At 66.4% G+C, this 13,198-nt stretch carries 14 protein-coding genes; 11 read left to right on the top strand and 3 right to left on the bottom strand.

Annotation, left to right across the window (positions count from 1 at the left end; all coding sequences use genetic code 11):
• The first annotated feature begins 46 nt into the window (after window positions 1–46).
• Genes NA5_RS12655 through NA5_RS12645 form a run of 3 tightly spaced genes read left to right on the top strand, consistent with a single transcriptional unit; the run spans window position 47 to window position 3,724 of the window.
• The gene (locus NA5_RS12655; RefSeq protein ID WP_307188881.1) at window positions 47–958 is read left to right on the top strand and encodes a LysR family transcriptional regulator; all 912 of its coding nucleotides are present in this window, start codon (window positions 47–49) and stop codon (window positions 956–958) included.
• A gap of 20 nt (window positions 959–978) precedes the next feature.
• Complete coding sequence (locus tag NA5_RS12650) at window positions 979–2,445, top strand: aldehyde dehydrogenase (NADP(+)) (protein WP_084484088.1); 1,467 nt, start codon at window positions 979–981, stop codon at window positions 2,443–2,445.
• 1 nt (window position 2,446) lies between these two features.
• Entirely contained in the window at window positions 2,447–3,724 is a 1,278-nt protein-coding gene (locus NA5_RS12645) for a glucarate dehydratase family protein (RefSeq protein ID WP_062985290.1), read from the top strand.
• On the opposite strand, the gene NA5_RS12640 is transcribed toward NA5_RS12645, so the two are convergent.
• Window positions 3,710–4,369, bottom strand: a complete 660-nt coding sequence (locus NA5_RS12640; protein ID WP_062985288.1) for a cyclase family protein — start codon at window positions 4,367–4,369, stop codon at window positions 3,710–3,712. The genes NA5_RS12645 and NA5_RS12640 overlap by 15 nt on opposite strands.
• Before the next feature lie 21 nt (window positions 4,370–4,390).
• On the bottom strand, window positions 4,391–4,948 hold the full coding sequence (locus NA5_RS12635) for a TetR/AcrR family transcriptional regulator (RefSeq protein WP_062985286.1): 558 nt from the start codon (window positions 4,946–4,948) through the stop codon (window positions 4,391–4,393).
• Window positions 4,949–5,040: 92 nt separating this feature from the next.
• Between NA5_RS12635 and NA5_RS12630 the strand changes: the two genes are divergently transcribed.
• On the top strand, window positions 5,041–6,636 hold the full coding sequence (locus tag NA5_RS12630) for a GMC oxidoreductase (protein WP_062985284.1): 1,596 nt from the start codon (window positions 5,041–5,043) through the stop codon (window positions 6,634–6,636).
• A 162-nt stretch (window positions 6,637–6,798) separates the two neighbouring features.
• Window positions 6,799–7,203: a hypothetical protein gene (locus NA5_RS12625; protein WP_084484082.1), complete on the top strand. Its 405-nt coding sequence runs from the start codon at window positions 6,799–6,801 to the stop codon at window positions 7,201–7,203.
• Window positions 7,204–7,257: 54 nt separating this feature from the next.
• On the opposite strand, the gene NA5_RS12620 is transcribed toward NA5_RS12625, so the two are convergent.
• Window positions 7,258–8,262: a LacI family DNA-binding transcriptional regulator gene (locus NA5_RS12620; RefSeq protein ID WP_157110369.1), complete on the bottom strand. Its 1,005-nt coding sequence runs from the start codon at window positions 8,260–8,262 to the stop codon at window positions 7,258–7,260.
• A 165-nt stretch (window positions 8,263–8,427) separates the two neighbouring features.
• Between NA5_RS12620 and NA5_RS12615 the strand changes: the two genes are divergently transcribed.
• The 6 genes from NA5_RS12615 to NA5_RS12590 form a co-directional block, all read left to right on the top strand.
• Window positions 8,428–9,423, top strand: coding sequence for a sugar ABC transporter substrate-binding protein (locus NA5_RS12615; RefSeq protein WP_245672208.1), 996 nt, complete (start codon window positions 8,428–8,430; stop codon window positions 9,421–9,423).
• Window positions 9,420–10,388, top strand: coding sequence for an ABC transporter permease (locus tag NA5_RS12610; protein ID WP_245672207.1), 969 nt, complete (start codon window positions 9,420–9,422; stop codon window positions 10,386–10,388). Before NA5_RS12615 ends, NA5_RS12610 begins: the two co-directional genes overlap by 4 nt.
• Before the next feature lie 8 nt (window positions 10,389–10,396).
• The gene (locus NA5_RS12605) at window positions 10,397–11,167 is read left to right on the top strand and encodes an ATP-binding cassette domain-containing protein (protein ID WP_062985278.1); all 771 of its coding nucleotides are present in this window, start codon (window positions 10,397–10,399) and stop codon (window positions 11,165–11,167) included.
• Complete coding sequence (locus NA5_RS12600; protein WP_062985276.1) at window positions 11,164–12,108, top strand: ribokinase; 945 nt, start codon at window positions 11,164–11,166, stop codon at window positions 12,106–12,108. Before NA5_RS12605 ends, NA5_RS12600 begins: the two co-directional genes overlap by 4 nt.
• Window positions 12,109–12,134: 26 nt before the next feature.
• Entirely contained in the window at window positions 12,135–12,524 is a 390-nt protein-coding gene (gene rbsD, locus NA5_RS12595) for a D-ribose pyranase (RefSeq protein WP_062985274.1), read from the top strand.
• 180 nt (window positions 12,525–12,704) lie between these two features.
• Window positions 12,705–13,198, top strand: a 494-nt coding sequence (locus NA5_RS12590) for an amidase family protein (protein ID WP_245672206.1), incomplete at its 3' end; no start/stop codon positions are given.

Genomic DNA, 13,198 nt, shown 5'->3' with positions numbered 1-13,198 from the left:
AATCTGCGGGCGAGGCGGAGTGCACGGCCAACGCAGGAGGAGAACGATGTCGATGCTGTCGCTGGAGCAGGTCCGCGGCTTCGTCACGGTGGCCGAGGAGGGCAATTTCCGGCGGGCGGCCGAGCGCCTGCGGATGACGCAGCCGCCGCTGAGCCGCCAGATCCAGAAACTCGAGCGCGATATCGGCGTGGAGCTGTTCGACCGCACCCAGCGCCAGGTCCAGCTGACCCCGGCCGGTGCGGTCTTCCTGACCGAGGCGCGTCGGCTACTGGCTTTGGCCGGTGCGGCGCCCGGTACCGCCCGGCTGGTCGCCGCGGGCGGGGCGGGAACGGTGCGAATCGGGTTCACCGCTGCGTCGGGCTTCGGGTTCCTCGGCCCCTTTCTCAATCACATCGAGGCGAGCCTCAACCACATCGAGGCCGGACTCGACCGCGTCGAGATCGTGCTGCGCGAGATGGTCAGTTCCGACCAGTTCGAGAACCTGCGCAGCGGCAGCCTCGATCTGGCACTGGCCCGCCCGCCGTTCGACCGCACCGAGTTCGATTCGCGACTGGTGCATTCCGAAGGCCTGATCCTGGCCGTGCCGGAACAGCACAAGCTGGCCGAGGACGGTCCCCTCGCGATCGAGGAACTGGGCGGCGAAACGCTGCTGGTGTACGCGCCGGGCCCGGCCCGCTATTTCGCCGACCTGGTCTCCGGCATCCTCGCCGCCGTGCCCTACACCGCCACCCACGAACTCACCCAGGTGCACACCATGCTCGCGCTGGTGGCCGCCGGACGCGGCCTGGCCCTGGTACCGGAAACCGCCACTCATCTGCATCCCGACGGCGTGCGGTTCCGACCGCTCATCGGCGTCGAGGATCCCGTTGTCCTGCATGCGATCTGGCGACGCGAGTGCGCCAATCCGGCGCTGCACCGAGTCATCGAACTGCTCGAATCGCTGCCGCCCGCCCCATGAGAGGAACCGGCCACCATCGCATGAACAGCACCGACAACCTTCGGGAGAATTTCATGGACACCGATCTCGAGCCGATCATTGCCGCGGCGACCACCGCCGCAGCCCGCATCGCCGACACCACTCCCACCGAACGCGGACAATGGCTCACCCATATCGCCGACGCCCTCGATGCCGCCGCCGATGAACTCGTACCGCTCGCCGCGGCCGAGACCCATCTGCCCGAAACACCGCGCCTGCGCGGCGAATTGACTCGCACCACCTTCCAGTTGCGACTGTTCGCCGAGGTACTCGCCGATGGTGAATACCTCGCCGCCACCGTGGATCACGCCGATCCGAGCTGGCCGATGGGACCGCGACCCGATATCCGGCGCAGCCTCGTACCGATCGGCCCCACGCTCGTCTTCGCGGCGAGCAACTTTCCCTTCGCGTTCAGCGTCGCGGGTGGCGATACCGCCTCGGCACTTGCCGCGGGTTGTCCGGTTGTCCTCAAAGCACATCCGGGCCACCCGCGACTCTCCGATCGGACCGGCGCGATCGTGCGCGAAGCATTGACGACGGTCGGCGCACCGGCAGGCACCTTCGCGGTCATCCATGGCGTCGAAGCGGGCACTGCCGCACTGCGTCATCCGGATATCGCCGCCGCATCGTTCACCGGTTCCCTCGCGGGTGGCCGGGCCCTGTTCGATATCGCATCGTCGCGACCGCGCCCGATTCCGTTCTACGGCGAACTCGGCAGCGTCAATCCGGTGGTGGTACTGCCCGGCGCGATCCGCGCCCGCGGCCAACAGATCGTCGAGGGCTTCGTCGGATCGTTCACCCTCGGCGCCGGACAGTTCTGCACCAAACCCGGTGTGCTGCTGCTGCCTTCGGGCCATGGACTCACCAATGCGCTGACTGCCGCGGTCGCGGCCGTGCCGCAACGGCAGCTACTCAACGAGCACATCGCCGACGGCTTCCGATCACGCGTCACCACCCTGCGCGAGAATTCCGCGGTCACTGCCCTTTCGGCACCCGAGGACCTGCTCGCTCCGACCTTGCTGAGCGTGCGCGCCACCGATTTCCTGTCCGGTGGTGCGGCTCTGCAGGCGGAATGCTTCGGCCCGGCCGCACTGGTCGTCGAGTACGCGAATCCCGTTGAGCTGGAACAAGTTCTGCACGAGCTCGAACCCGGCCTCACCGCGACGATCGTGGCGGAGAACTCCGAGATCGACGATGTCCGCCCCTTCCTGCCCGCCCTCACCGCACTCGCCGGGCGACTGCTGTGGAACGACTGGCCCACCGGCGTCACGGTCAGCTGGGCCCAACAGCACGGCGGCCCCTATCCAGCAACCACCGCACCAACCACCACCTCGGTCGGCACCGCCGCCATCGCGCGTTTCCTGCGGCCGATCGCCTGGCAGGGCTTCCCGGACGAACTGCTCCCACCCGCCCTGCGCGAGGCCAACCCGTGGCGGCTGCCACGCCGCGTCGACGGAAAGCGAGACTGATATGTCCCCGGTTATCACCGATATTCGACTGACTCCGATCCTCATCGCCGACGCTGCCCTGCTCAATGTCGGCGGCGTGCATCAGCCGTATACCCCGCGCCTGATCGTCGAGATCGAAACCGACAGCGGCGCTTGCGGTCTCGGTGAAACCTATGGCGATCGCGTGTACCTCGACCGTGCGGCCGACCTCGCCGCACAACTGATCGGCATGCCGGTCGCCGCGATCAACGCCATCCGCCTGCTCGGCGCGAACACCACCGGGGAGGTGCTGATCGACAACCCGATCGCGGGCGGGCTGCGCGGCACCCTCACCACCGACAAGGTCCGCCTCAGCGTGATATCGGCCTTCGAATCCGCCGCACTCGACGCGCACGGTCGTGAACTCGGGCTACCGGTGCACGCCTTGCTCGGCGGCAAGGTCCGCGATCGGGTCGACTACTCCGGCTACCTGTTCTACAAATGGGCCGAACATCCATTCCCCGACGCACCGACCGACGACTGGGGCGAGGTCATCGACCCCGACGGCGTCGTCCGCCTGGCCGAAAAGTTCGCTGCCCATGGCGGATTCCGCTCGTTCAAACTCAAGGGCGGGGTCTTCCCACCCGAGGAGGAAGTCGCCGCGATCGAGGCGCTTGCCAAGGCATTTCCGTACCATCCACTGCGTCTGGATCCCAATGGCGGTTGGTCGCTGAGCAGCGCGACGACTGTGGCCGAACAACTTTCGGGCGTCGTGGAATATCTGGAAGACCCCACCGCCCGCCGGGAAGATATGGCCGAGCTGCATCGCCGCACCGGAATGCCATTGGCCACCAACATGATCGTCACCTCCATCGAGGAGGTCCGGCCCGCCTTCGATATCGATGCCGTCCAGATCGTGCTGTCCGACCACCATTTCTGGGGCGGGCTTTTCGCCACCCGCGACCTGGCCGCCGTCTGCCACGCCTACGGCAAGGGTGTCTCGATGCATTCGAACACCCACCTCGGAATCAGCCTCGCGGCAATGACCCACGTGGCCGCCACCGTCCCCGAGTTGACCTACGCCTGCGACACCCACTACCCATGGCAGCCCGAGGATGTGATCACCGAAACCTTCGTCTTCGAGGACGGTGCCGTGACCGTCCCCGACGCACCCGGCCTCGGCATCGAACTCGATCCCGACGCACTCGAGCGCCTGCACAGCCGCTGGAAAGCCTTGCCGCAGTGGCACAATCGCGATGACATCGCGGGCATGCGCGTGGTCGATCCGGCCTACCGGCCGCCGACCTCACCCAAATACTGAGGGATCGGTCCAGGCCACTGCGCGCAGCGGAAACGAGCCCATCCCACGCACCGGCGCCGGGAGTGCGACCAACCTGGCACCGACGTCGGGGACCGCGTCCAGGTTCGTCATCTGCTCGATAATCGGGATGCCCGCACGCAGGAGCATGTGGTGGCACGGCCGCGTCGGCAGGGACGTGTCGTCGATATCGAGCGAGTCGATGCCCACCACCGCCACATTGGCGGCGACCAGCGCGTCCGCGACCTCGCCGACCAAGTACGGATGCCCGGGGCCGCGATACTCCGATGTCCCCCATCGGGCCGACCATCCGGTGTGCACGAGCACCGCCTTGCCCCAGAGCCGTGCCGGGTCGCCGAGCACATCCGGCCCCACGACCCGGATTCCCGCAACTCGGATCATCACGATCGGCACGTTGAACAGCCGTTCCAGCGGCAGCTCGGCGATATCGGCGCCTTCCGAATGGAAATGAGAGGGGGCGTCGATATATGTCCCCGTTTTGCCGACGGTATCCAGGCGCGCGATTTCGTAGGTCATATCGACCAGATCCCGCTCAGCATGTGAGGTGACGCGTGGTCCAGGCAGGCCCGGATAGGTGAGCATGCCGTCCGATATCGGATGAGACAGCTCAACTATGGCCTTGCTCATGCTAGAGACCGTACCCGCACATCACGCGCGCAGCCCGCGCTCCAATATTGCCCACGCCTGCCGGGAGGTGGCCCGCCTGGAACTCGGGTCCGTCTTCGCCAGCACGGCCGCCAGCATCGCCACCGCTAACACGATGTCCATTGCCGTGACATCGGCGCGGATATCGCCGCGCTGGCGCGGGTCGTCGAGCTTCTGGGTGATGAGGCCGAGCAGCCGCCATGCCACTCCGAGCAACTGTTCGTCCTCGGTGTTCGACGGATAGATCATCGCGATGAAGGCGGCGGACGCCGTCAGCTGATCGACGATGAGGGCCAGCACGTCCTCGACCGTGGTCGTCGGGTCAGCGGCGAGTACTTCCAGCTCGACGATATTCTCCTCGAATACCGCCAGCGCCATGCTCTCCCTGGTCGGAAAATGCCGGTACAGCACGCCCTGTCCGACACCTGCCGCGCGCGCTATCAAACTCAGCGGTGCGTCGAAACCGTTCTCCGCGAAGACAGTTCGAGCCGCCTGAATCAGGGCCGCCCGGTTTCCAGCCGCTGCTTTGGGTCCCGGGTTCGGTCGGCGCGACGCTGTCATCCGCCCAACGCTACCGCTTGACTACACCGACAGTCTCCAGCAAACTGTCGAGCAAACCGGACAAGGCAGTCCGGATGTGAGTGAGGACGTGCATGTCGGCGATCACCCGTCGGACCCTGTTGACCGCAACCGCGGTGGCAGGCGCCGCCATACTCGGCTCGCGAACCGCCGACCCGACGCACGGTATCGCCGCACGGGTCAACAGCGTCCCGCTCACCCGCGAGGAACGCCGGGTGGTGGTGGTCGGATCCGGATTCGGCGGTGGGGTGACCGCCCTGCGCCTGGCCCAGGCCGGGGTCCCGGTGCTGCTGCTCGAACGCGGGATGCGCTGGCCGACCGGGCCGAATTCGGAAACCTTTCCGCGCGCCTCGGCACTCGACAAGCGGGTGCTCTGGTACCGGTCCAGCCCGACACTGTTCGGTACACCACTGCCTTTCGAGCCTTATACCGGCTTGGTCGAGGCGGTGCCAGGAACGAATATGACCGCCCTGTGCGCCGCGGGTCTCGGTGGCGGCTCGCTCATCTACCAGGGCATGTCACTTCAGCCGACACAGCCGGTATTCGAGGCGAATCTGCCCGAAGAACTCGACTGGGCGACCATGGATCGAGTGCACTATCCGAGAGTCGCCCGCATGCTCGGCCTCGCGGTGGCGCCCGACGAGTTGATCGCGGACCGGAACTACACGGCCGCACGCGTATTCGGTGACCATGTGCGCCAGGCCGGACTGCCGCTGTCGAAGATTCCCATGCCGATCGACTGGAACTACGCGCTCGCCGAGCTACGGGGCGAAATGAAACCGTCGTACACCAACGGCGACGGCGCGATGGGCGTGAACAACGGCGGCAAACATTCGGTCGACGTCACCTATATCGCCGCGGCCGAGGCGACCGGACGGGTCGAGGTGCAGACGCTGCACCAGGTCACCGATGTCGAACGCGGCGCCGACGGCCGCTGGGTCGTGTATGTCGATCGGCTCGACACCTCCGGCAATGTTCTGGAGAACAAGATCATCACGGCCAATGCCCTTGTGCTGTCGGCGGGCAGTCTGAATACCACCAAGCTGCTGGTGCGGGCGGGCGCGAAGGGCAAGATTGCGGACCTGCCCGATGGGCTGGGCCAGCAGTGGGGCACCAATGCCGACCGGATCTACGTCTGGACCGACCGCATCGCCGATTTCGGTGCGGCACAGGGCGGTCCCGTGGTCTACGGCAGTAAGAACTGGGACGATCCACAGGCCGCATTCACCGTCATCCAGGCCTCGATACCGCCGATGCAGCTGGATCCCAAGAGCACCATGCTGGTCGGATACGGCGTGAGTGCGGACCGCGGCCGGTTCGTCTACGATTCGGCGACCGACGACGCGATCCTGCAGTGGCCGAAGAACGGCGACGCGAGTATCCAGAACAATCACATTGATCCGACCGTGCGCCGAATTGCCGGTCCGACAAGCGCTTTGATCGACACCAACGCACTGTTCCCGTCCACCTGGCATGCCCTCGGCGGCGCGAGCATGGGATCGGTCTGCGATCTCGATGGCCGGGTCCTTGGTCAGCGCGGGCTCTATGTCGTCGACGGCGCGCTCCTGCCGGGCAATGCCGCGGCCTGCAACCCGTCGATGACGATCGCCGCCGTCGCCGAGCGAGCACTGGACCACCTGGTCACCCAGGACCTCGGCACCGCGATCTGACGACTACGGGTGCGGCCAGGGTCGGCCTTCGGGAGGCCGCAAATACCCAGTCATCAACCGCCGCCCTGGGTTCGGCGTAGCAGTAGCGCGAGTTTGGGTGCCGAGCGAGCCGGGTAACAAGTCGAACGCTGGATGTCACAGGAAAGACGAAAGGGTTCGACCTTGTTCAATGCCAAAAAGCCGATCGCCGTGGTTGCGGCCGCAATCGGGATCACCGCCGGGATGGCCGTATTCCTCCCGGCCACTGCATCCGCGGCAACCTATGACGGCCAGTGCGGTGAAGGCTTCAAGGTGATCGACTCACACGAGTTGAAGGGCGGCACAGTCTTTCTCACATACGACGGTCGGACCAACTGCGTGGTCACCGTGCGAGACAAGCCGGGCGAGCCGATCTCGATGGGCGCCGCCGTGCGACAGTCCAAGGACCACTCCCAGGTGGTCATAAACGACGACCGCACCTTCACCGACTACGCGTACGCGAAGGTCGAAGCCGAAGGCAAGTGCATCGACTGGGGCGGCCGCATCAAGGACGACCTCTGGGAAGAATTCGGAGTGCACTGCGGATAACGAGCCTCGCCCCCGACTGCCCTCGCGGCCGTCGGGGGTCTTGCTACCAGCCGTTCAGAACTCGTCGGGGCAGCCGCACGAACCTCTGGTGTGCAGTACCGCTTCGAGATTCACCACTCCGGGCCGAGGCGAGTGGTCGTCGAGCTGTTGCAGTAGTAGATCGATCGCGGTCTCGCCCATGAGGCGGGTGGGCTGGACCATGGTGGTCAGACCCGGGCGGGTGTAGCGGGAGTATTCGATTCCGTCGAAGGCGACCACCGCGAGGTCGTCGGGTACCCGCAGCCCGGCGTCGTAGGCGGCGCGCAGCATACCCATTGCCTGCAGATCGCTGGTCACGAAAATGGCTGTGGGGCGGCGTGAGTCGGCCATGAGGTCGGCCAGTGCACGGTAGCCCGCCGCGCCGCCGAAATCCGTTCGCACTATGCGTCCTTCGGCAAGTCCGGCGGCGACCAAGGCATTTCGGTAGCCCTGCACGCGGTCCTCGGCGGTAGACACGTGCGGGCCGCTCAGGCAGGCGATTTCGCGGTGTCCGTGTTCGATGAGATGGGCGACGGCCTGCTCCGCGCCCGCGACCGAATCACACATGACGTGTGCGCATCGCGCCGGATCGATGACGCGGTCCAGCGCAACAAGCACCATGCCCGCCTCCTCGCAGGCGTCCGCGATGCCGGTTTCCCAGGACGACGAAATCGCAAGCAGCCCTTCGACTCTGCGATCGATAAAGGTGCGCACGTAGGCGCGTTCGCGTTCCGGGTCACCGGCGGCATTGCCAACGAACAGCGGATACCCCCGCGCGAAGGCGGCCGCCTCGATCACGGCGGACAACTCGGCGAAGAACGGGTTCGCGCCGTCGGGAATCACCATGCCCAGCGCATGTCCGCGATTCATACGGAGGCTGCGCGCGGACATATTGGGCCGGTAGCCGAGTTCGGCGATGGCGGCCTCGATCCGGGCCTTGGTCGCGGGTGCGACCTGCCGCGGTCCGCCATTGAGCACATAGCTCACTAGTGCCGGTGACGTACCGGCCAGCCGCGCGACGTCGGCTCGTGTGACTGCCATCGGAAATCTCTCCTTGCTCCGACCGTCCATCCAAGCACTGCGCACAAGTACTTGACAGCCGGTGACTCGGGTCACACACTACTCATCAACTCGCGTTGATCAACACGAGTTGACACCTGAGATGGATAGGTCGAACTCACGATGAATGCTCGATTCAGGCGTGCAATGGCGCCGCTTGTCCTCATCGGCGCGCTTGCCGCCGCTGCCTGCGGTCGCGGTGGACAGGACGGGAGCGACGGCGATTTCAAGATCGCGATCGTCACCCGCAACTTCACCAACCCCTACTGGGCGGCCTTGCGCGACGGCGCCCTCGCGGAGGGGCAGAAACTCGGGGTGAAGGTCACGGTGCAGGCAGGGCAGTCCGAGACCGACGCCGACGGGGAGAACGCCCAGATCTCCACCCTGGCCGCGCAGGGCTACGACTGCTTCGGCGTAGTGCCGGTCAATGCCACGAATGTGATCACCCCGCTGACGCCGGTTGCGCGCAAGAACATCCCGATCCTCAACCTCGACACCCAGATCGATGCGAAGGCTTCTCAGCAGGCCGGGGTGTCGTATGCCAGCTTCATCGGTTCGGACAATCTCGATGCGGGCCGCACTGCCGGGCAGAAGATGCTCGAGGCGCTGGGCGGCACCGGCAAGGTGGCCATCCTGCAGGGCATCGCGGGCGAGCAGAACGGCATCAACCGCGACCAGGGCTTCACCGATGCCGTCGCGGGCAAGCTGGAGATCGTGCAGAAGGCGCCCGCCGACTATGAACAGGACAAGGGCCTGCAGGTCACCGAGGCGATCCTGAAGGCGCATCCGGATATCACCGGCATCTTCGCCGCCAACGACACCATGGGCCTCGGCGCGGCGCAAGCGATCAAGAACGCGGGCCGAACCGGTCAGGTCAAGGTGATCTCCGTCGACGGCATCCAGGCCGCACTCGACGCCGTCAAGGCGGGCACCCTGACCGGCACGGTCACCCAATACCCGTATGCCGAAGGACAACTCGCGGTGCAGAGCTGCCTGGCCCAGCACCAGGGCAAAAAGCTGCCCGAGCGCGTGGTCTCCCCCATCGCCTTCATCGGCAAGGACAATGTCGACCAGCAGATCGCGGCGTTCCCGCGTCCGATCGTCGCCTTCGCCAACCCGGTGGAAGGGCTGTTGAACAAGTGACCGCAGAGGCAACCGAAGGACTCCGCGCGCGTGAGGGGCGTACGGAGATCCTCGCCAAGGTCGCCGAATTCGCGGCACCGCTCGCCCTGGTCGTGCTGTGGGTGGCGTTCTTCATCGCCACCCCGAACTTCCTGACGGCGGACAATATCGGCGATCTGCTGGTCGCCTCGACCATCCTCACCGTGCTCGCGCTCGGCCAGCAGTTCGCTATCACCGTCGGCGGCATCGATCTGTCGGTCGGCGCCAATTTGCCATGGGCGGCAGCCGTTCTCGGTTATCTGGCCAGCCACGGCTACCCGATGGCGGTCGCCATCGGAGCGGCGATACTGAGTGGACTGGCGGTCGGCGTCGTCAACGGTGTGCTGGTCGGTCGACTGCATATGACCGATTTCGTCGTCACGCTCGGCATGCTGAGCGTGCTCAACGGCATCACCCTGCTGCTGACGCACGGCAATACCGAGGCCGTGAGTTCCCGCTTCCTGCAACAGCTCGCTCTCGATGGCATCGGCCCGGTGCGCTGGTTCTGGTTGCTGGCATTGGTCGCCGCACTGGTCGTGGCCGGCATCATCTTCCGCACCCGGATCGGCACACATCTGCTCGCCACCGGCGGACGACTCGAGGCCGCGCGCGACACCGGTATTTCGGTGAACAAGATCCGGCTGTTCGCCTACGCCATGTCCGGATTGCTGTGCGGCATAGCCGGTGTCATGCTGGTCGCCCGCAACGGCGGCGCGGATCCGTCGCTGCAGACCACCTACCTGCTGAGTTCGATCGCCGCGGTGGTGCTCGGCGGTTCGTCACTGTCCGGCGGCAAGGCGTCGGTGCTCGGCACCGTCTGTGGTGCGGTGCTGTTCACCTCGCTGATCAACGGGTTCACCATTCTCGGCATCTCGCAGTACTACCAGCCGGTCGCCGTCGGCGCGGTGCTGCTGCTGGCCGCCGGGATCGCCCGCTTCCGAAAGTAGGCCAAGACATGACGATTCCACTGTTGGAGGCGCGCGAGCTCACCAAGTCCTTCGACTCGGTACGCGCGCTGGCCGGAGTCTCGCTGACGATTCCGGAGGGCGAGGTCACCGCGCTGGTCGGCGACAACGGCGCGGGCAAGTCGACATTGGTGCGCTGCCTGACCGGCGTGCAGACACCCGATACCGGGCAGATCCTGTTCAAGGGCGAACCGGTACGCCTGCGCTCGCCGGAGGACGCGCGCAAGATGGGCATCGAGACCGTGTATCAAGATCTCGCCCTCATCGATGATCTGGCCGTGTGGCAGAACCTATTTCTCAATCGCGAGTTGGTGTATCCGCTCGGCATCGTCAACCGCAGGGCGATGATCGCCCGCAGCGGCGAGATCCTGCGCGATCTGGATGTCGACGTGCCCTCGGTGCGCACCACCGTGCGCCGGATGAGCGGCGGTCAACGCCAGAGCATCGCCATCGCCCGCGCGGTGGCCTGGGGCAAATCCATGGTGATCATGGACGAGCCGACCGCCGCGCTCGGTGTGCGGGAGACCGCCGCGGTGGAGAAGCTGGTGCGCGGTCTGCGCGAGCGTGGGATCACCGTATTGATCATCAGCCACGATCTGGCACAGGTCATGCGGATCTGCGACAACGTGGTGGTGCTGCGACGCGGCAGATCCGTTGCGGCACATCGGATCAACGAGGTGGACGGCGACCGGCTGGTCGCACTCATAACCGGTGCCGCACCCGGCAATCTGGAGCTCACCGCGAACGGAGCCGAGTCGTGACGGTTGTCGTCCTCGGCTCGGTCAACCAGGACATCGTCTGCGAGGTGCGGCAGCTGCCACGGCCCGGCGAGACCGTGCTGGCACTGCGTTCGCGAACCAATCTGGGCGGCAAGGGTTCCAACCAGGCGGTGGCGGCGGCCCGAGCGGGCGGCCGGGTCGAATTCATCGGCAGAATCGGCCGTGACGCCGATCCCGGATTGCGAAAATCGTTGCGCGAGTGTGGCGTCGAGCTCACCGCGCTGCGGGAGGTGCGGGATGCTCGGACCGGCACCGCCTATATCACCGTCGCCGACGGCGAGAACCAGATCGTGGTCGATCCCGGCGCCAACTTCCGCTGGGAAGCCGAATCCGAACTCGACACCATGACCGAGGCCGACTTGCTACGGTCGGCGGAAGTCGTTGTCGCACAGTTGGAAGTGCCGCCGAACGTGGTCGAATGGGCCGCGCGGCGGGCGCGCCGGTTCGTCCTCAATGCCGCTCCGGCGACGGCGCTGCCGGATGAGCTGCTGCGCCGCTGCCACCCGCTGATCGTCAACGAATCCGAGCTGTCGGCATTGACGGGAACCACCGCGCGGACGCCCGAGCAGGCGTTCCATCTGGCCCGTTCGCTCTGCCTGCGCGGGGTGCAGTCCGTCGTCGCCACCTTGGGGGCCGCCGGGTCGGTCTGGGCGCACCGCTGCGATGTGCCCGCGCCGGTCGCTGGCGGATATCAGGCTGCGCCACAAGTGGATTCGGTGGATTCCACCGGCGCGGGCGATGCCTTCGTCGGTGCGCTGGCCACCGCACTCGCCGACGGTATGCCGCTCGGCGGCGCCGTGGCATACGCCACCGCGGCCGGTGCGCTCGCCGTCCAGACACCGGGCACCCACGCCTCCTACCCCACCGGGAATCAGATCGTCTCCGCGCTCGCGGCAGTCCCCGCGGCCCGGCCGCTGGTCTGACCCCCTCTTCCAGAAGGAATCGAACCTTGCGCACCAGCGGACTCATTCACGCCGAATTGCTCGCCGCGCTCACCGCGCTGCGCCATACCGACCTCTTCGCGGTCAGCGACTCCGGCCTGCCGACACCCGTCGGCGTGCCGGTCATCGACCTGGGCATCAGCTACGGATTTCCCCGCTTCGAGCCCATCCTCGACCTGATCCTCGACGAGGTCACCGTCGAAGCGGCCTGGGGCAGCCGCGACGTCGCGGACCAGAATCCGGAAGCGGCCGCCCTGCTGAGCAACCGCCTGAACGCCGAATTGATCGACCACGACGACTTCAAACAGCGCATCGGAGCCTGCCGGTTCGTGGTGCGCACCGGTGAGGCTCGGCCGTATGCCAACGTGTTGCTGCGCGCCGGGGTGCCCTGGCTGTAGCGTTCGGAAATATTGTTACCTGCAATATTGAACTCAGCGCACACGCGGTCCGTATCGATTGCGGAATGGTCAGTTGACTAATTACTGTCGGATGCTTGGATCAATGACTGATTCCACAGGTCAGGCCACTTTGCGACGGCTCGCAACTCGCTGCCATGTGGGTCGGGAGGAGCGGTAGAGATGGATCTTCGCGAGGTGGTGTCCGCGGGTGTGTGGGAGCAGCGGCAGCTGCTGGATCAAGGAGTGCTGACCGCCCGCGAACTGATCGAGGCGACCCTCGACGGGATCGACCAGGCGGGCGAGCTCAATGCCTTCACCCGCGTCCTGCACGAAAAGGCCATCGCCGAAGCCATCGAGCGGGATCAACTGGACCTCGCCGAGCGCGGACCGCTGCACGGCATCCCGATCGCGGTGAAGGACGAAATCGACGTCGCGGGCGTGCCGACCACCTTCGGCACCCGCGCCAATATCACCCCGGCGGTCGCCGATGCCGAGGTGGTGCGGCGGCTGCGGGCGGCGGGTGCGGTCATCGTCGGCAAGACCACCATGCCGGAATTCGGGCAGTGGCCCTACACCGAGTCCACCACCTACGGACTGACCCGCAATCCATGGGATCGGACCCGCTCGACCGGCGGCTCCAGCGGCGGTTCCGCCGCGGCGGTCGCGGCGGGGCT

It is taken from the genome of Nocardia anaemiae NBRC 100462 (assembly GCF_001612725.1).
In the GTDB taxonomy this organism is placed as follows: domain Bacteria; phylum Actinomycetota; class Actinomycetes; order Mycobacteriales; family Mycobacteriaceae; genus Nocardia; species Nocardia anaemiae.
The sequence above is the reverse complement of the archived record's forward strand: the minus strand, read 5'-3'. Positions and strand labels throughout refer to the sequence as shown.